Here is a 17,652-nt window from a genome sequence, read left to right on the forward strand (position 1 = left end):
GCTGACCAGCAATTCGGGCTCTGAGAGCAATCGCGCGCAGGGCGCGGCCGGTGTTCGAACTGGCGAGACAGCGCGCACCGGGATCGAAAATCGGAGCCTGAAGCGACATGGAATTCCGGGAAATCAGCGCAGAACGCCGCGCACGAAATCCGTCCGGCTGATCGTATTTGGCCGGCGGCAAAGCCCTCTTCTGAACGTGAAAATACTGCTCTGCCCTTCCCAAGGCGGCGCAAGAAACGCAAAAAAGCCCCGCCTCCGAGGAGGCGGGGCTGATGATCCGTCTGGGTCAGTCGCCGTTGCGGCGCGACCAGATGAGGGTGAAGCCCTCGTCGCCTTCGACCTTCACCAGCGAGGCGTAGATCGGGGCCGGGAAGCTCGGATCGTCGAGCTTGACCAAGAGATATTCGCGCCCGCTTTCGCGGGCGGTCTTCTTCCAGGCGGCGCCGAACTCGGTTGCGCCTGCGAAGATCCGGTAGTCGGGAGCCTTGTCGTTGTCCTTCTCGGATACGACGAGCTTTGCCTTGATGTTGAGCGTCAGCGTCTTGATCGAGCCGGTGTAGCCGTTGTCCGAAGCGGTGAAAGTACCGATGGTCGCCATGATAATCTCCGTCTGTTTTGCTCGGGCCGCGCTCATCGCAGCCTCGATAGCGATCCCTTGCCCGGGGAGCGATCGGCCCGCAGCCTTAAAGGCCCGCAGCGCCAGCGGAGGACGGCGATAAGCCTGCTTTTTTGTCCTTCGCGAGGAATGCCGCGGCTTGGCGGCAGGGGAAAAAAGCAGGCGCAGCCGTTGCGGGAAGGCGATCGAGGCCCTTGCCGTCCCCCGGGCTTGATCAGCCCAATCGAGACTGCGTTGGACGCGAGCTCATGACGGAACTGACGGAGATGACCATGGCAACCGCCACCCGCGCAGCACCAGAAGACGGCCGGATCGGCCGAAGACAAGCCGATGTCTGCGCATCAATCGCCGGGAGGACGCAGCCGAACCAACGCAAGGGGAACCCAGCCACATTCTCGCGGGAATGAACCGGCAGCACCGCCAGAATATCCGTCAGATCGCGCTCTCGAAGCGCGGCATCATGAGACGATCGAAGCGTCCGGCCTCGCCGCGTGGCTATGCAACTGGAGGCGTGACACAGCCTCCCTGGGCTGCAGCAGTCGGCGTTGATCGGACGGATCGCGCCCCTGATCGGAGGATGGGCTTACGTTGGGAGTCGCCGCTTTGTATCCATGAAATCGGCCGCGCTCCATCGGGCGCGCGGTTCTTGGAGCCTACCCGAGCCGGTCACGTGGTCCCTGCGGTTCTGCTCCGCAGCCTGCGAACGTGGTTCGCTGTCCTGCGTCTCGCCTTGGAGCGCGATCGGCGCCATCTGGCTGAATCACGAGGCGCCGCTCGTAGTGATCGGCCAGCTGCAACAGACGCTTCCTGATGACAGGATCAGCCTGTTCGGCGAGCGCCCGCACAGTCCGCGCTCTCTCTTTGCAAAAGTCGTCGTCCATGGCGTCCCGCTGAAGTCAGCAGGATAGTGCCAATTAGGCAGGATCAAATGTGACGTAGATCATATTGCCCTGGATTTTCCACGCAGTTCACGTGCATTTGGGAAGTAGTCGTCACACAACGAACGCGACGCCGACCCAATCGCCTTTACGCCAAACGACATTGCACGAGTAGGTCCTGCTGGGCGGAACGATAAGCGTGAATTGTTCGGGAAGTGAGGATGGCGGATCTTCTGCCCTGAGCGCTGCGCCACTCTCTGTGATATCGCGCACGACACAGCATAATGACAGGTCACCAAACCTGATCAACGCATTGTCTAGCGATGGATTACGCACGGACTTTCGCCTGTCCGGAAGAGCATTCATGTCCATGTCCATCAATAACCAATGCAAATAAGATCGATGCTGTGCGAGTAATGCTTCACGCTGTACGCCGACTGGATCGACCTTTCCCGCGACGGCGCCGCGGCCCGTTGCGCCGGTGCCCGCGCGGAGGATCAGACAATTTCAGCGCATTCCTTACGGCGGGCTCGCTCGTTGGCGGATCGTCGACTGGGCGAAGCGGCGACCTTCGAACAGCGACCGCCGTTTGAAGCGCGGCGAGGAATTGCCGTCCCTCTTCCGTGATCTCCCAACCCTCCGCATCGCGAACCACAAATTTGGCCGAGAAGATATTCAGGTCAGGCGCATGTTCGGCCAATCGCTTCATGCGATCAGTCCAGTCTTTACCGCTGTTCATCAGTATTTCGACCGCGTGCCGAACTTCGGCAACGGAGGCTCGCCCGGCGGGCTGGCCGGCCAGCACTTTCAGGACGGTCAGCTGGAAGGACAACTTCCACGTCTCCGGTCAGGCTGAGTGCAAAGTCTCGACCAGAGAGGTTAACCTCCGATTACTCTGAACAAGACTGGCTAATTCGAGTAGCTAGGTGCCGGATTTAACCTCGCCGCTCGATGTCAAGCTCAGCCGGCGAGTTCGATGGCTTCGATTTCGACAAACGATCAGAGATTGGATAACCGCATTTTGCGGTCCATCCGATCCACCATGGCGAAGCGTTCAACAAGACGATCGGCGCGAGATCTCTTTGGAAGAGCCTGGCTGGACGCCGCCGATCGTGCCAGGCCAAAGAAACGGAGGCAGGGCGCGCGCTCCGTCGGAACGCGCACCGTTACCCGCCACTCAAACGTCCGGCTTCCACGTCCAGAGCGGACGAGCGACGCCGAGAATATCGCAGCGCAGGACCGGCCCGAAATACCTGGAATCGAACGAGAGAGGATGCGGCTGCAGCAGAAAATACTCCCCGTCGACGAGCCGCATGCAGCCCTCCCAGGACGGCAACGGCCGGCCTGCATGGTCCTTCTCCTGCACTTCGGCAATGACCTTGCCACCCATCGAAATCGCGTCCGTCGGGTCCTTTGTGCGGCAGACCTCATCGCCCCGGAGCGCAACCACCTGCTTGAGCAGCGGCACCGCCTGAGGCGCGATCTCGTGCGCCACGATCAGAAGCTCGATCGAAGGCGGCGGCCTCAGCACCGCAAGCTCGCCCCTCACCGGCAAGCGCTGCTCGAGCGCGTAGAAGCCGAGCGGCGCGCTGCCCGAGGCGTTGTAGATCAGAAGCGGCGCGCGGTCGGCAAAGGCCATGCACAGCGTGACGATGCCGCCGCACATGACTACGAGGATCGCGGCCCTTCTGAAACGACGGCGTGGATCAATCCGCATCTGAGGTCGACCTCCGCTTGCTGGCCTGCGAGAATTCGACGAGGTCCTCGATGTGATAGCGGACGTAGCGGCCGTGCTTTCGGTAAGCCGGTCCGCGCCCCTGCACGCGCATTTTCTCCAGCGTGTTCTTGGTGAGCCTGAGCCAGGCGGCCGCCTCCGCCGTATTCAGGAACGGCTTGTCAGGCTGCTTGTCTTCCATTTTCGTCATGTTGTCCGGCACTCCTTCTCGCGAGAGCCCGCGCAACGCGCAGGATGCGAGAAGAAGCGTCGTCAGATCGCGCGGGAATCCGAGTGGCGAAGATCAGCGAGCGCGGTTTGCCACCCCGTGCGGGCAGGTCTCGTCCAGCGTGAGGCAGGCCGCCCGCTCAGCCGAGCAGATCGCGGTATCCGCCCCTCATCAGCTCGGTGCCCTTGGCGACCAGGCGCCGTGTCCGGTCTTTGAGAAACTGGCTCGGCCCCTGCCATTCATCGGCAACCATTTTCGCACCGAAGATCGTGGTCGCGATCTGCCGATAGGTCTTGCCGTTCAGGCTTTCGTCCAGCGCAAGCAGCGCCTGGCGCAGCCGCTCGTCGGCGCCAAAGGATGATGTTTCGGGCGGCGCCGTCTCTTTGACCATGAAGCGTTGCAAGCGCTTCAAGAGTTCGGTCTGGGCCGCAAGCTCCGACAGTCTTTCGAGCTCGAACACCGGCCGGAACCTGCGGGTAAGAACCGTGAGATCATGGAGCTCAACCGCGACGTGGACACCCCTGCCCTTCAACAGCACGAGCGGCCGGCCGTCGGCGTCGATGACCGCATGGCGCTCGACCTTGAAGTCGGCGAGCACGTTCGGCGGTTCCTCGTCGCCCTCGCGCGCCGGCAACGCCTTGAGCCGCGCCACGCGTTTCAACGCGCGCGCATGCCACAGCACCGGCGCATCGCGCGCGGCGACCGCAGGGTCCGAGAAGGCCAGCAGCCCCCATTTTTCGGCCTGCGGGAACCGGCGCGGCAGCCGCAGCAATTGCGTGCCGTCGGTCAGCGCGAGGCACGGAAGACGACGCGGGACCGAGCGCCGCCAGTCCGCGGCATAGTCGGCGTTACGCCGCAGGAACTCCCACGCCCAGTCGGCGGCGTCGAAGCAGGCCTGACCGGAAGCCGCTTCGCCGGCGTCGCGCCGAGCTCGCCTGTGATGCGACATATTCAAGAGAGCCCACCACGCCTTGAGGCTGCGCTTATGATCGTTCCGGCCGATTGGGGCAAGAGCACGGCTCCCGGGCCTTGGCATGCGGAACGCGGGGCGTGCTCGACGGGCCTGCGGCTCGTCGGCAAATCGGCGCGCCATCTCGCCGGCAAGGGAATATGAAAACATCTGCGGAGCAAGAGCAGCACGCGGGCATCGCTGCTCGGTCCGCAACGCCAGGCTACGCGTTAACCCAACGTGGTATCAATCTTGCTAGTTTCAGATTAGCTTGATGGTGCGTGCGCAGATTCACGGCGTTCGCATATTCGTCGAGCCAACCAAACCAAGAGGACGACATGGCCAAGAAAGCGAAGAAGGCGAAGAAGACGGCGAAGGCGACCAAGAAGGTCGCCAAGAAGACCAAGAAGATGAAGAAGTAAGCGCGCGGTTTTCCACGCGCCCAGGCCGCCGCGGCATCGCCGGTCGCGCCGATCATGGCGATGAGGCGACCGGATGCATCGCAAGATGCTCTTGCGAGGCTGCGGCGACGATCAGGCCGGCCCCATGTGCACACGGCTCGAGCAGCCAATGGATTGATGCACATGGGTCCGGTTTCTTTGCTCTGGCGGTCCTTTTGCAGCGACTGCCGTTCGCGGCGGTCCCGCCGATCAGCTCCTGGACGCCTCGCCTTATCGCTGTCCGCCCGTCCCTTCGGCGGAGCAATCATTTGGCTGGCCCCCGGCGCCGATACATTGGCGGTAGCGCCAGGGCTCGACAAATCGTCCGCTCCACATGCCGCTTTGCTTGCCGCGCGCCCAGGCTTCGGCCGCAGCGTAGTCACCCTTGCTGTAGCGCGGCCAGTCGACCGCAAGCCCGCCGCGCACCAGCCACTCCGCAAGGTCGACCTTGCCGGCGCTACAGACCGCGACCGAGCGCCCGTACCGGTCGCGGTCGACCTCGACGCAGGCCACGGCCTGCCGGCCGATGAAGGCATCCAGTGCGTTTGCGGCCACCTGCCCGCAGCGATAGCGGCCGCCGTGCCGGTCGCTGCAGAGCTGGTCGTGCTCCGGCGCGTCGATCCCATAGAGACGCACGCGCGTGCCATGGATTTCGATGGTGTCGCCATCGATCACGCTTGCCTGGCCGGCGACGTCGCCGGCGCGCGCCTGGTCGGCCGGTGCCCCGGCGATCACAAGCAATGCGAATGCGCGGCCCGCAAGCCGTCGCCATCCCGAAATCCGGTCCAACCGCACCGCGACGAATTCCGGCGGCATGCCCTGCCCTGACGTGATCCTTTGGGATAGCCGATCCATATGTCCGGTCCGCCCCCTAAGGCGTCCCGACCGTCAGCGAGGAAACGACCCGCACCAGCATCACCAGCGTCGCGGTCAATGTCGCCCCTCCGACCACACACTGCGCAACGCACCGCTTCACCATGGCACCGCCGTCAACAAAGATGCTGAATGCATTTGGCATGGGCCGGCTCCGTCCAGTTCCTTCCGTGGATCGAGCCGGACTCATAGCCTGAGTCGCAGAGCCTGCGCTGCAAGCTTATTTCCTGCAGCGTTATGGTTTGATTCACGACTCGGAGCTCCCGACAAGCGACCGAGCCCACGGCGGCCGAACCGGCAGGCCCGGTTGCATCTGAGCAAACGCTTAACGCTCTCCGAGCTGGGCCCGTGGGGTCTTCGCGGGATGCCATCTAGTCCGCGCAGCTGCTCGCCGCAATGACCGCGATGGACCTCGGGCGCCACCGTTCGATCGACCCGCGCGTCAATTGCGCCATCTGTAAGTGGACGCGCTCAAGACGGTCCGCATTCCGGACTGGCGAGAAGCTGCCGCACCTTCTGTATTGCGCTCGGACAACCAAGGCACGCCGCCCATTCAAGCATGGTCTGGCGAATCGTCGTTGCCGGAATTCCGTGCAGCGCCAAGCGATCGAGAGCATGCAGGTGCTCCTGTTCGCGGCGAAAGAGGGAGAGATCCGCAAGCACTCGCACATCGTAACCAAGCCTCGTGCCCTCGAGCGCGGCGATCAGGACTTCCTCCTCCAGCCACGCTCCGGCAACCAAGACCAGGCTCGTATCTGCGGATGTCAGGCTCGCCATGAAACTGTCGCTGCGCCAGAGCTCCAGAGGATCCGCCTCGGGTAGCGCAGCAAGACCGCGAAACTGGCTGGCCCATGGCGGTTCGTGCTCACCGAGCACGTTAGCCGTGACCCCAAAAACCTCGAACACCGCCGGCAGGAGCGCCATGCTCTCCTGCCGAGCATCAGCGCGTTCAACCGATAGGGTCCCGGGCATGTTACGCCCGGGATTGATCAGGACCAGACGACTTTGCCGCGGATCTGCCAGCATCGTTTTGACTTGAGAAATGGACCGAATGACCGATAGAGAGCGGAAAGGTGTCGGAGTCAGGCGGCAGCGAGAGGCAGCGGCTCGTCCCGAAGCACAGGGCCTTCGACAGCTGCATGTCGGTACATCGCGGCTAGCGTAGCATCGGAATTCCGCAGGAAGCCCGCCAGAGCCATGGTTTGGCCGATCCGCTGCGCTGGTGCGATCCGCTCCAGCGGCCATCCGGCGCGCCTGAGAATGCGCTCCATGCGTACGTCGGTAACAGTTGCGATCGTATCCGCTCGGGCGGCCCGCATGCCCTCGATCATAGCCGCAAACAGCAAGAACGTCGTGCGATTGAGCCCGCCCTCCGTCGCCTCGGGAGCGCGGGCGGTATCGACGCAAAACCGGGAGCTTTCGAGGATCTGCTCGCTTCGTGGTGCCGGCTGGCCTGCGAGCAGGGATGAAAACGTGTCGGTCAACATGGTGGGCCCCGTGGTTGGTAGCAGCCGAACGGATGCCACGACGTCCCGGGTCTCTGTCGTAATCAACAGATAGGTCGGGTTGAGCGCGTCATAGACGTCGATTTCGAACTCGCCCGATACCGACACTGTCCAATCGAGGCGGTCCTTGAACACGCGCCGGCGCAGGCGAAACATTGCGGCAAGCAGATCGAGATGATGCCCGAACTGATGATGGCGGAGAGCAACGACTTGCATGAGGACCTCCTGGTTGAGAACAGGACGTCACAAAGCCAGAGGCGAACGGATCGCGCGCCTGTCGAATCTTGCAGGTGTGAAGCCGATACAGGCGAAGCTAGATCCACTCTTATCAAGAATGAGCCAATTTCAGCAATCGAAGATGCCCTTCCTCAAGTGAGGAAGAGACCCGATTTAGTGTGGGTCGTGATCCCGACCGCGCGCAGTGAATCAGGGCAATAGCCCCCGGCGCAGCGCTTCGCCGACGCATTGGGCGATCGTTGCGGCGTCCAGCTTGCGCCGAGCGTTCTCGAGATGGAACACCACCGTACGCGGTGAGATCTGAACGAGGACGGCGATATCCGCGACAGTCTTGCCCCGGGCGACCCAGGCAAGACATTGACGCTCGCGCTGGGTAAGAGTGGTGGTGCCTTGCGTCGGCATTCTCAGACGCGCGGCTGCGTGGGCATGAAAATAAAGCCCAACAAGGTGAACAGCGGTCTTGGAACCGGCGACAAGCCGGCTCGTTGAGGCGGCAGGCTCGTCAGTGGCCAACGTGAACGCCGCCATCCGTCCGTAGCCGCCCCTAATCGGGACTGTGACGCCAGACCTGATGCCAAACGTGATGGCCTCTTCGAAGAAACTACGCTGTTGCTTTGTCCCGACAGGTTTGGGTGCACCGTCACCCCAGCAGAAAACTTCATTTTCCGAACGAGCTCGACGCACAACGGGATCAAGTCTCTGATAGCCAAGTTCGAAGTATCGCCCGGTCCATGCCTTCGGATAGGAGGAGACGAGCGTTGGCGCGTCGTTGGTAATTTGCAGATAGGCGAACCATCGAAATCCAAGCCGCTGGGTCAGGCGTCTTGCGACCTTTTCGAACCCCTGCTCGTCGTCTACCGTCCAGATAGCATCGACGAACTCCTGAAATAAACGATCGACCGCTGTCATCATTGAGCCATCGGCCCGGTCAGGTCCCCAGCTGAAACACGAGACACGCCATCGGCAAGCGGCCTTCGCCATCGCGCAGCGCCGGCCGCCAGGCGATCGCCCCACTCAACTCCACGTCAGGGCTGCGTCAATGGTTTCCGCAGCCCGGCCTGGCCATACGGTGCCGACGTTTTCCATTGATTGGATCCCGAGATCTGGCGATCCAATCAATGGCATCAAATGACGCGCCACTACATGTTTACGAGGAGAGAAGCGAGAACGTTGAATGAGGGTCCCTCAGTCTTGAAATACGCGAGACTTGGGTGATCGGTGTAGCCTACCCCAATCGTACCCCAGAGACCGGGCATGAGATGCGCGGTATAGGTCGCCGTGACTGAATTGGAGGTTCGGGCGGCAAACACTCCGGTAAGCCCCGAGAACCGGTTGGTTGCGTCCGATAGATAGTGGCTCACAACGTTGCGAGCGGCGACGAGGGAAAACATGTCGGTCGGACGGTTGTCAAATGGGCCAATCCAGTACGCCCGCCCCTCATAGTATTGGGAAATACCGGTCGCTTCGGGCGGTGCGTACATGACCGATATGCCGGCATACAGGCCGCGAGCGGCGGCTAATGGTGACGAGTGGTCCTGCTGCCACAATTGTCGATCGGCCAGAAAGGTCACGCCGAAGTTGCCGTCGCGCGTTGCGCCCGGATTTGCCGGTAGGTGCGAAAAATCGCGGAAGGTTGAAGTGTTGTAGAGAAGGTCGAGCCGCAGCCATGTCTGGGGATTGCCCGGGCTTGCCGGCTGTTTGTAGCCGAGCTCATCGATGAAGAGCTCCCTGGTGCCCTTTGGTCCATTCCAGTTGATGCCTGCCGGGTTCGTCAGCGCTTCATCAAAGATGACGTTCCCGGTGACGCTATTTATCGGCAGGCTGCGTTGCACAGCAGCTTGATTATAAATCTTATCCGTGACGTGCCAGGTTGTCCTGAAACTCGGGGTCGGACTAATCGACATACCCAGCTGGATGGGGATCGAGCCACTGGGCCCGAACGTACTGGCAAGATTCGAACCAACGAAGGTGCCGATAAACTCCGTCGTGTTGGTCACATAGCCGAACTTGATTTCCAGCTTTTTGTCGAGGAACGTTTGATACCAGGCGAGCTGATAGAGCTGGAGAGAATTTGGCAGGTACCCCACATCGTTGCCCGCGCTGTACAGCCCCGCCACCATCAATTGTCCGTCGGGAACACCCCAGCGGCTCATATCGTAGGTAAGCCAAGCGATCGTTTCATTGATATAGCTGGGACGTTGACCGAAATAGGTCTGGTTGCCCGCGCAGATCGCGCCGGTTGCTTGAGAATAGCGTGACGTGCAAGGCGGATAATTGCTCGGCACCTGCCGCGGTGTATCCAGCATATTGGCTTCAAAGACCGCGATGTTATAAGCTTGGAAACCAAAGCCCGCTGAGGCCAATGCGGAGCGCCAGCCGCCTTCATCACGCAGAAGCGAATCGCCGTAGGAAGGGAACGGAATATTCCAGCCCTTGACTCCATAGCGCCTATTGAGTTCGGTAAGATCCTTACGACCGCGCGCAGTCGCTTCAACCATCTTCCGATCATTGCCGTCCGCGGACGACGCAACTTTTTGCCGCAATGCGCGCTTTCGATTATCGGCAGACATTTTCCCGACTGGAACCGCGCGTGCGTTCTGTCCCTTAGTGATGATCTCGCCAGGCTTCGCCTTGTGCTCGACAAGATCTGCCCGAGCAGGCGCGTCACTCACAGCAAGAGCAACGAGACTCAACGAGCCCAGACAAAGTGCTCGATACCGGCGCAGATGCAGTTGATCCCGGTTTGGCGGCGCTATAGTTTGATCACCGGAAACTGCTAGACGTTGATTCATTCCATCCTCCCTCTGATAAGTGTTTTTCGTTGCTTCTTGCAGACACCTCAAAATTGTTGCCGCACCTATCGTGAGAACCCAGGCTGGCTCGCGCTGAGATCTCACAAAACGGCGCAGCTCTCCTCGCCGACGGAACTACCGTCGGAGAGGTGGCTCTTCGCGTTGGTGGCGGGTTGGAGCGTTGCAGCCCAAGAGATAGGCGCGTTCGCCAACGATCAAGACGTGCTGCTGATCATGTGCCCCGGTGCTTCACATCGCAACGAACTTGCGGAGTTCGACCGACGCTCCGGACTAAGATGCGATGCAGGTCAGATCACAGTTTTGGAATGGCAATTCGGAACAGGACCCATTTGATCAATCCATATCGTCTCTCCAAGGTTGGAGGAGTTCGAGCGTCCATCCCATTCGAAGTTCATCGCCTCCGATCAGCCCGAGCCGCGCGTCGCTATGCGCACGCGATTTCGCAATACACCGATGCCCTCGACCTCAAGCTCGACTGCGTCGCCGTCCTTCAGTGAGCGGCCGTGATCGACACCGCTACCTCCGAGAACCGTACCGGACGCGAAGATATCGCCAGGGAAAATGGTGCGGGAGCGGCTCATCTCGACGATTGCTTGCTCGAAGGTAAACCGCATATGCCGGGAGGACCGGTTGGTCCATTCCTCGCCGTTAACTCTCGCAATCATGCGTACGTCGGACATGTCGCGAAACTCGTCTGAGGTCGCGATGCACGGCCCAAGAGTTACCGCTCCATCAAAATCTTTACCGCCGCCCGGCCCGATCCCCATTTCCATGTGGATCAGTTGTTCGTCTCTGGCGCTCCAATCGTTGAAGATCGTGTACCCGAAGACGTGGTCTCTCGCCGCATTCAGCGGAATATCCTTGCCCCGCGTCCCGATGACGACGGCCCACTCCAGCTCAAAGTCCGCAGCCATCGAATAAGTGGGCCATTGAATATCCTCATCCGGGCCCGATACGGACAAAGGGTCGACCGTATAGTAGGTCAGCCGCTCAAGGAGCAGATCAAAGCGTAGCCGTTTGGCAACGGCGAGTTGAGCTGCCGCCTGATCCGAGCCGGCTGCGGCCTCGGCTTCGAGTTGGTCCTTGCGCTCAAAGAAACGTTCCACATGCTCCGTAAACATGTTGCAGTCGCGCATGCGAACGGGGCGCGGCAATGGCGCGAGCAGCTTCGCCTCGACCATCGGCACAATGGCCGCGGCAGAAGGGTGGCTGATGATTTGTCGCGCGAGGCTAAGTGCCTCCGCGCCCCCCTCAATCATGTCTTGCATCGATCTGAACCAGCCCGAGGCCCGAGAATCCGCCGCAGTTGACGCGGTAAGATCGACAATCCTGTCATTGGCCAGGAGTGCCCCAACTGAACGCCTGCTCTGGACGCTGAAGGTGACTAGCCTCATGCCGAGACCTTTCCATCGACGAGTACACCGACCAATACGCAATCGTCGGGACCATCATTGCGCCAGCCATGCATCCCACCGTTTTGCACGACCACATCGCCGGCCTGAAGAAGAACGTCCCGTCCCTCGGTCAACATCCAGACCTGTCCGGAGGCGATCATGAAATAGTTGAGGGTGTCGGTCTTGTGCATGGAGCTGTGCTTCGCCCTTTCGATCTCTTCGCGAGACGGCACATGCACACTTTGGATCGATCGATGCATTGCCTCGACTTCCGCAGCCGAGTGGGGCTCCGGATTGGGCCTGAAACGAACAACGCGAAAAACTGTGCCTCCGTCCGGGGGCTCGTGCTGGATCGTCGCGCCGACCGTGGGGTCTCGCGAACAGGACAGATCTGCTGGAGTCTCGTGGGTGATCCATAGATCACGACCGAACACGTTAAAGCCGAGGTGCGGCAGATCTGAAATATCATCAACGGCCAGAACATCTGACCTTCCGCCCCCATCATTTCCAACAACAAAGCGCCTCATGGTGTCTCCTCTCTTCCGGCAAGGCGTAAGGAGAGCTCCGGCGCGCGGATGACCAACACGAGGTCGCGTCCGTTCCGCGATCGCCGCCTCCCCATCGTCACGTTGACTCGCACTTGCCCAACGCATTCTTGGTACCAAAATCGATAATTCGGTACCAACCCGCTGTCAAGCGGCTAGCGCAGCAAATCGGTCAAGGGCGTGCAAAAATCGGCCGCCAGCGGCCCTCGAGTCGAGCTCGCCGCCGTCCATATCCGCATTCGGAAAGCTGAAGGTACCTTAACGGCTTTTGGGCGCCGCGCGCCGAGGCGCGTCGTCGTTGCGCTTGAACAGCCCGTGGAAGAGCAAGTCCGGGAGCTCCGCAAAGGCTTCGCTCATGGTGAGTCCAGCAGCGGCAAGTACCTCGGGCTGGTTGGTTAGTCTCGCCGCGGCCAAGTAGATTTCGGCAGCCAAGTGCGCATGCAACGTTCGGAAGTGCCCCTTCTTGATGCCGTCTTCAATTATATCGCGCAATACCGCTACCCGCTCCTTCTGGTGTTCCTCAAGCATCAGCCGCGCAGATTCAAAAGCTCTCAAATCCTCATTGAAGCGTTGGGTCGCTCGGGAGCTTTCGGTGATGCCCGGCTGCAAATAAGCGAGGATACGCGCCTGCGGATCTTCCTTCTCAAGCGCGCCGCGCATGCCGAGTCGCCGGATACGATCGAGCACCCGTCGCAGAATCAGTAGAAACAACTCAGGCTTGGTGGGCGCGATCTCGTATAGCGAACGCTTCGAGCAGTGCAATCGCGCGCAAAGATCAGCAACGGTCGGTGTCTGAAACCCCTCAGTTAGGAATATCTCTTCGAGCCCATCCAGGATCTCCCTATGACGCCCATGCTGGCGGTCCTCGCTCCGGCGCGTGCCTTGGCCCATCCATATCTCTCCTCGTTGCAGGTCTTCCGATATAGCGCGCCACCCGGCGGAAAACCCAGAGCCATGTTGACAAGTCCCCGATGGTACCAGTAAGCACAATATGGTACCAATCTTGTCGACCTTAAGCAGTGAGCTCTTATGCGAATCATCGATCACTTCGATCAGGGCGTCGCCTATCATCCCGACGAGGTCGCTTTCCACGATCTCGCAAGCGGCGAGATGTTGACATATCGAGAGGCTGATCGTCTGACGCGCCGGATCGCGGCAGCAATTCGGGAACATGGATTTGGTAAGGGCGCCAAGATCGGCATCTTGGCGCCCAATAGCAGCATTGCATTCGTGACCCTGATCGGGCTGATGCGCGCCGAAGCAACTTGGCTTCCGCTCAATCCCCGCAATCCGCCAGCGGTTAACGCTGACCTTCTACGACGCTTCGATGGTGAGCTGTTGTTCTTCAGCCAGATCCATGAGAGGGACGCACAACACATCCTTCCGGAAGTCCCCGAACTGCGCGCCACTGTCTGCCTCGACGCCGAAAGCCTACTGGGTCCTTCGCTCGATGCCTGGACGAGTCAGGAGCAGGCGAGCGATCTCACCGGCGAATACGCGCCGGATGACATGTTTGCGATCTTCCCAACAGGCGGAACAACCGGTCAGCCGAAGGGGGTGATGATCACTCACGGCAATATCGCGGCAATGTTCAGTAATTTCATGAGCCACTTCGGTTACTACGAGGGCGCGCGGCATCTTGTCGTGGCTCCGATGACGCATTCGGCCGGCATTCTCGGCTGCCTCCATTTTAGCCGGGGTGGATGCAACGTCATCATGGCAAAGGCTGATGCCGGCGCCATTCTCGAGGCGATTCAAGAACACCGCATCACCCATCTCTTCCTTCCGCCGACGGTGCTCTACATGGTGCTGGCTCACCCCGACCTTGGCCGGCACGACTATGGATCGCTGCGGCATCTGCTGGTGGCGGCGGCGCCCTCCTCGCTTGAAAAACTGAAGGAGGCCATAGGAGCATTCGGGCCGGTGTTGTCGGAAACGTTCGGTCAGGCCGAATGTCCGGCTGCGATCTGCCTCAAGGCGCCATGGGACTATCTGGGCGCCGGAGGTGAAATCGACATCGACCGCCTGCACAGTGTCGGACGACCCGGCGTATGGAACAGGGTCGCCATTCTCGACGACGCTGGAGCAGAGTTGCCGCGCGGGAGAGCCGGTGAAATCTGCGTGCGCGGGCCCCTGGTTACGCCCGGCTATTACAACGACGCTGAGTCGACTGCAGTTATCCGCCGGTTTGGCTGGCATCACACCGGTGATGTCGGGGTGATGGACGAGCATGGCTATGTCACGATCGTCGACCGCAAGAAGGACATGATCATTTCGGGGGGCTTCAACATCTTTCCCAACGAGATTGAGCAGGTCCTGACCGCTCATCCGGCCGTGCAAGACTGTTCGGTCATCGGAGTACCGGACGATAAGTGGGGCGAGGCCGTGAAGGCTGTGGTTCAGCTCAAGCCTGCTGCCAAAGCAACGGAAGCGGAGCTGATCGCCCTGGTCAAGCGAACCCTCGGCGGCGTGAAGGCACCCAAGAGCGTGGATTTTGTCGAGAACCTGCCGCGCAGCGCGGCCGGGAAGGTGCTCAAGACCGAGCTGAGGGCAACCTATTGGCACGGGCGGACACGCGCAGTGAATTGAGGTGGAGCAGCATGGCTGAAGTCCTGATCGCTGGGGTTGGCATGATCCCCTTCGCCAAGCCCGGTCAAAATCAAAGTTACGATCTTATGGGTGCCGGAGCCGCGCGCGCCGCTCTGGACGACGCCGGTATCGCATATGCCGACATTGAACGGGCCTATGCGGGTTACGTGTATGGTGACAGCTGCGCCGGCCAAGCTGCGCTCGGTCACCTGGGCGCAACTGGAATACCGATCATCAACGTGAACAATAACTGCGCCAGTGGCTCGACCGCATTTGCGCTTGCGGTCGAGACGATCCGCAATCAGCCGGACGCATGCATCCTGGCACTGGGGTTTGAGCAAATGGCTCCCGGCGCACTGGACGTGGTATTCGCTGATCGACCCAATCCGGTTGGCCCGCACCTGGCCCGTGTGGCGGAAATGATGGACCTGACCGTCGATGATCGTGCAAAACCGCCGGCGATCCAGCTCTTTGGTTGTCAGGTCGAATTGCTGCAGCAGCGTTGCGGCGTCGACGATCGAGCCCTGGCCAAGATTGCGGTTAAGGCACGCTGTCACGCCGCAGCCAATCCATACGCCTTGTTTCGGACACCGTTACAGGAAGACGACGTCTTGGCGAGCCCTTTGCTCTTTCGAGGCCTGCGCAAGCTGTTCGCTTGTCCGCCAAGCTGTGGCGCGGCGGCCGCGGTCCTATGCGGGCCAAGGTTCGCAGCGCGGCACGGCTTGCAGAGAAATGTGCGCGTTATCGGATCTGGGTGGATAAGCGATCGCACTGAACATTTTTCGGGCGATCCATTGGATCTTATGTTCCGTGCGCTCGGTCGGGACGCTGCAGATAAGGCCTATGAGAATGCCGGGGTCGGGCCGAAGGACATCGACGTCGTCGAGCTGCACGACTGCTTCACCAGCAACGAGGCGCTGATGTATTCAGCGCTTGGCTTTTGCTCCGAAGGCGAGATCGAACGATTCATCATCGAAGGCCGGGGCAGCTATGGAGGAGACATTGTCGTAAATCCGTCCGGCGGCCTGCTGTCCAAGGGCCATCCGCTCGGGGCTACAGGACTGGCCCAGATCGCGGAACTCACATGGCAGCTTCGCGGCATCGCTGGTCGGCGCCAGGTTGAAGGAGCTCGCACCGGGCTCCAACAAAACGCTGGCCTGGGCAGCGCGGGTTTCGTGCATATCCTGCAGAAATCTTCGAAGGTGTGATCGCACAGCTGACTCATCATCAGCGACCACGGTGCAACTTCCATCCGCCGAACGTCTCCGTGGTGAAATACTCCGCGAGACAACGCCGTCTGATGGCCTCTGGGCAGCCGATCTTCTCAAGCGCCAAACATGAGCCATGGTCGATGGATAATCTGGGCCCGATAGTGCGGCACTGTTGGCGGCGAGCCGGGCCGAAGGCCGGGCGAGCGTCGGGCGCGGAGGACACGTCATCGTCGTCGATCCGGCTTGCCGAAATCGGCGACGATGCACCAGGCCGACAAGGCCACGCAACCGGCAACTGGTTGCGCAGCTCATGTCGTCAAATTGCGCGTTCCATCAGGCGCCTTGCCTTGCCCTCCAGTTCAAGCCGAGCATCCTGATGCGCCTTGCCGCGGGCAAGCGCGGTGATGCCCTGCACAAAATCAAAGATACTTTCCGGCTTGCGATTTTCTTCGCCGAGGGCGGTCTCGATGATTTTCGAGATTTCGGATCTGGAAAACCCGCCTCTGCGCAGAAAGCTCGCCCGGTCCTCGTCAGTGCGAGCAACAATCCGCTCCCGGGCCGCCCTGATCCCTGCGACGAAGGGCGCGGGCGACGAATTGGCAAAGTTCGTCAGCGCGGGTGCCGCTTCACGCGCAAAGCGTTGCGCGGCGAATTTCGAATGCCGGATCGTGATTTCCTCGAAATTCTCCACGCCCCATAGATTGCGGTTCATGCAGACGGCGCGGAGATAGAAGCTTGCAATCCCGAGCGTCTTGCTGCCGACTTCACTGTTCCAGCAATAGAATCCCCGGAAGTACAAATCCGGCGATCCGTCCGCTAAACGCCCCGCCTCGATCGGGTTGGTGTCGTCGACCAGGAATAGGAACACGTCGCGGTCGCTGGCGTAGAGCGTCGTCGTGTCCCTGGTCACGTCTACAAAGGGATTATGGGTCATGGTCGCCCAATCCAGCACGCCCGGCACCTTCCACCGCGTATCGCCTGTGCCGTTACCCGCGATCGTCATCACCGCGGCGACAAGTTCGTGGTCCCAGATCCGGCCATAGTCCGGCCCGGTCACAGCACGAAGCTCGACGCATCCGCTGTTGCTCTCCAAGGTTTTCACGAGCTCGGCGCGGTGCGAGAGCAAGCCGTGTTGCAGGTTGATCGCTGCCAGCGCCGCAGGAAGCTGCCGCAGATAGGATGTCGGCGCACCAACGAGCGTGCACAACTGACCAAAGCTCCAATGCGTCGGCGTCACCGCCCCGTCGCCTCCTGGCACGGTCAGGGCCAGCCGCTCCAAATTATCCCGCCTCGCCTCTACCCGGATGGCCCGGGTCTCCACCGTCCGCGCCTGCGCGCGTTCGGCGCGGCTCCGCACGACCTCATAGAGGTTCGGCAAATTTAGAAACCGCTCGTCATCCGGACGCGCAAACCACTCGGACGATACGCGGCCAATCCGCTGGCCGCGCGATACGTCCACGCGGAAGCCGCCTGACGTAGACTCTTCGCTCTGGGAAAGGTTCAGCATGTTCACGGTCATTCTCCTGAGGGACTGAGGTTGAAGCGCAGCACTGCGCTGCAACCCTGCCCGTCGGCGAGACCGGGGTCTCTAGCCGCGGATTTGGCAAGAGATCGGTCACGCTTCCTTGCAGGGTTGCAGCAGCTGCTGCTGCAACCCTG

The 17,652-nt window shown here is 61.0% G+C and carries 18 protein-coding genes; 3 read left to right on the forward strand and 15 right to left on the reverse strand.

Features of this window, described 5'->3' with window-relative positions:
- Positions 1-286 precede the first annotated feature (286 nt).
- The 5 genes from QJT82_RS36610 to QJT82_RS36630 form a co-directional block, all read right to left on the reverse strand.
- Positions 287-598 (reverse strand): DUF736 domain-containing protein, encoded by a 312-nt coding sequence (locus QJT82_RS36610; RefSeq protein WP_028343939.1) that lies wholly within the window; start codon positions 596-598, stop codon positions 287-289.
- A gap of 1,317 nt (positions 599-1,915) precedes the next feature.
- A complete protein-coding gene (locus tag QJT82_RS36615) occupies positions 1,916-2,326 on the reverse strand; it encodes a hypothetical protein (RefSeq protein WP_155258738.1) in 411 nt (136 codons plus the stop codon).
- A gap of 345 nt (positions 2,327-2,671) precedes the next feature.
- Positions 2,672-3,211 (reverse strand): S26 family signal peptidase, encoded by a 540-nt coding sequence (locus QJT82_RS36620; protein WP_051448108.1) that lies wholly within the window; start codon positions 3,209-3,211, stop codon positions 2,672-2,674.
- A complete protein-coding gene (locus QJT82_RS36625) occupies positions 3,201-3,419 on the reverse strand; it encodes a helix-turn-helix domain-containing protein (RefSeq protein WP_035633119.1) in 219 nt (72 codons plus the stop codon). The genes QJT82_RS36620 and QJT82_RS36625 overlap by 11 nt, the downstream gene beginning before the upstream one ends.
- Positions 3,420-3,576: 157 nt before the next feature.
- Entirely contained in the window at positions 3,577-4,386 is an 810-nt protein-coding gene (locus QJT82_RS36630) for a DUF2285 domain-containing protein (protein ID WP_028343936.1), read from the reverse strand.
- A 281-nt stretch (positions 4,387-4,667) separates the two neighbouring features.
- Between QJT82_RS36630 and QJT82_RS36635 the strand changes: the two genes are divergently transcribed.
- Complete coding sequence (locus QJT82_RS36635; protein WP_196238231.1) at positions 4,668-4,808, forward strand: hypothetical protein; 141 nt, start codon at positions 4,668-4,670, stop codon at positions 4,806-4,808.
- 249 nt (positions 4,809-5,057) lie between these two features.
- Here the strand turns inward: QJT82_RS36635 and QJT82_RS36640 are convergent, their stop codons facing one another.
- The 9 genes from QJT82_RS36640 to QJT82_RS36680 all read right to left on the reverse strand — a co-directional run bounded on the left by QJT82_RS36640 (position 5,058) and on the right by QJT82_RS36680 (position 13,084).
- Entirely contained in the window at positions 5,058-5,681 is a 624-nt protein-coding gene (locus QJT82_RS36640) for a thermonuclease family protein (protein WP_245288880.1), read from the reverse strand.
- Between the two features lie 16 nt (positions 5,682-5,697).
- The gene (locus QJT82_RS36645) at positions 5,698-5,844 is read right to left on the reverse strand and encodes a hypothetical protein (RefSeq protein WP_155258737.1); all 147 of its coding nucleotides are present in this window, start codon (positions 5,842-5,844) and stop codon (positions 5,698-5,700) included.
- A gap of 326 nt (positions 5,845-6,170) precedes the next feature.
- Positions 6,171-6,623, reverse strand: a complete 453-nt coding sequence (locus QJT82_RS36650) for an isochorismatase family protein (RefSeq protein WP_155258736.1) — start codon at positions 6,621-6,623, stop codon at positions 6,171-6,173.
- A gap of 158 nt (positions 6,624-6,781) precedes the next feature.
- Positions 6,782-7,420: an acyl-homoserine-lactone synthase gene (locus QJT82_RS36655; protein ID WP_264641905.1), complete on the reverse strand. Its 639-nt coding sequence runs from the start codon at positions 7,418-7,420 to the stop codon at positions 6,782-6,784.
- A gap of 210 nt (positions 7,421-7,630) precedes the next feature.
- Positions 7,631-8,353, reverse strand: coding sequence for an autoinducer binding domain-containing protein (locus QJT82_RS36660; protein ID WP_051448107.1), 723 nt, complete (start codon positions 8,351-8,353; stop codon positions 7,631-7,633).
- Between the two features lie 227 nt (positions 8,354-8,580).
- Entirely contained in the window at positions 8,581-10,233 is a 1,653-nt protein-coding gene (locus tag QJT82_RS36665; RefSeq protein ID WP_080686934.1) for a carbohydrate porin, read from the reverse strand.
- A gap of 425 nt (positions 10,234-10,658) precedes the next feature.
- The gene (locus tag QJT82_RS36670) at positions 10,659-11,522 is read right to left on the reverse strand and encodes a fumarylacetoacetate hydrolase family protein (RefSeq protein ID WP_196238230.1); all 864 of its coding nucleotides are present in this window, start codon (positions 11,520-11,522) and stop codon (positions 10,659-10,661) included.
- Positions 11,523-11,644: 122 nt separating this feature from the next.
- Positions 11,645-12,175 (reverse strand): cupin domain-containing protein, encoded by a 531-nt coding sequence (locus tag QJT82_RS36675; RefSeq protein WP_155258735.1) that lies wholly within the window; start codon positions 12,173-12,175, stop codon positions 11,645-11,647.
- A 276-nt stretch (positions 12,176-12,451) separates the two neighbouring features.
- A complete protein-coding gene (locus tag QJT82_RS36680) occupies positions 12,452-13,084 on the reverse strand; it encodes a TetR/AcrR family transcriptional regulator (RefSeq protein ID WP_028343928.1) in 633 nt (210 codons plus the stop codon).
- Positions 13,085-13,222: 138 nt separating this feature from the next.
- Here QJT82_RS36680 and QJT82_RS36685 point away from each other — a divergent pair, with 138 nt between their 5' ends.
- Together QJT82_RS36685 and QJT82_RS36690 are read left to right on the forward strand one after the other, a co-directional pair.
- On the forward strand, positions 13,223-14,782 hold the full coding sequence (locus tag QJT82_RS36685; protein WP_028343927.1) for an AMP-binding protein: 1,560 nt from the start codon (positions 13,223-13,225) through the stop codon (positions 14,780-14,782).
- An 11-nt stretch (positions 14,783-14,793) separates the two neighbouring features.
- Positions 14,794-15,990: a lipid-transfer protein gene (locus QJT82_RS36690; protein ID WP_028343926.1), complete on the forward strand. Its 1,197-nt coding sequence runs from the start codon at positions 14,794-14,796 to the stop codon at positions 15,988-15,990.
- 319 nt (positions 15,991-16,309) lie between these two features.
- Here the strand turns inward: QJT82_RS36690 and QJT82_RS36695 are convergent, their stop codons facing one another.
- On the reverse strand, positions 16,310-17,500 hold the full coding sequence (locus tag QJT82_RS36695; RefSeq protein ID WP_028343925.1) for a hypothetical protein: 1,191 nt from the start codon (positions 17,498-17,500) through the stop codon (positions 16,310-16,312).
- Between the last annotated feature and the right edge of the window lie 152 nt (positions 17,501-17,652).

It is taken from the genome of Bradyrhizobium sp. Mp19, assembly GCF_029952935.1.
Lineage (GTDB): Bacteria > Pseudomonadota > Alphaproteobacteria > Rhizobiales > Xanthobacteraceae > Bradyrhizobium > Bradyrhizobium elkanii.

Bases quoted from the DNA above. Each gene is read 5' to 3' on its own strand.
- QJT82_RS36650 (WP_155258736.1), bottom strand. From the start codon at position 6,623: ATGGCGCTCCTGCCGGCGGTGTTCGAGGTTTTTGGGGTCACGGCTAAC.
- QJT82_RS36630 (WP_028343936.1), bottom strand. From the start codon at position 4,386: ATGTCGCATCACAGGCGAGCTCGGCGCGACGCCGGCGAAGCGGCTTCC.
- QJT82_RS36680 (WP_028343928.1), bottom strand. From the start codon at position 13,084: ATGGGCCAAGGCACGCGCCGGAGCGAGGACCGCCAGCATGGGCGTCAT.
- QJT82_RS36610 (WP_028343939.1), bottom strand. From the start codon at position 598: ATGGCGACCATCGGTACTTTCACCGCTTCGGACAACGGCTACACCGGC.
- QJT82_RS36685 (WP_028343927.1), top strand. From the start codon at position 13,223: ATGCGAATCATCGATCACTTCGATCAGGGCGTCGCCTATCATCCCGAC.
- QJT82_RS36660 (WP_051448107.1), bottom strand. From the start codon at position 8,353: ATGATGACAGCGGTCGATCGTTTATTTCAGGAGTTCGTCGATGCTATC.
- QJT82_RS36655 (WP_264641905.1), bottom strand. From the start codon at position 7,420: ATGCAAGTCGTTGCTCTCCGCCATCATCAGTTCGGGCATCATCTCGAT.
- QJT82_RS36695 (WP_028343925.1), bottom strand. From the start codon at position 17,500: ATGCTGAACCTTTCCCAGAGCGAAGAGTCTACGTCAGGCGGCTTCCGC.
- QJT82_RS36625 (WP_035633119.1), bottom strand. From the start codon at position 3,419: ATGACGAAAATGGAAGACAAGCAGCCTGACAAGCCGTTCCTGAATACG.
- QJT82_RS36690 (WP_028343926.1), top strand. From the start codon at position 14,794: ATGGCTGAAGTCCTGATCGCTGGGGTTGGCATGATCCCCTTCGCCAAG.
- QJT82_RS36675 (WP_155258735.1), bottom strand. From the start codon at position 12,175: ATGAGGCGCTTTGTTGTTGGAAATGATGGGGGCGGAAGGTCAGATGTT.
- QJT82_RS36665 (WP_080686934.1), bottom strand. From the start codon at position 10,233: ATGAATCAACGTCTAGCAGTTTCCGGTGATCAAACTATAGCGCCGCCA.
- QJT82_RS36670 (WP_196238230.1), bottom strand. From the start codon at position 11,522: ATGCAAGACATGATTGAGGGGGGCGCGGAGGCACTTAGCCTCGCGCGA.
- QJT82_RS36640 (WP_245288880.1), bottom strand. From the start codon at position 5,681: ATGGATCGGCTATCCCAAAGGATCACGTCAGGGCAGGGCATGCCGCCG.
- QJT82_RS36645 (WP_155258737.1), bottom strand. From the start codon at position 5,844: ATGCCAAATGCATTCAGCATCTTTGTTGACGGCGGTGCCATGGTGAAG.
- QJT82_RS36620 (WP_051448108.1), bottom strand. From the start codon at position 3,211: ATGCGGATTGATCCACGCCGTCGTTTCAGAAGGGCCGCGATCCTCGTA.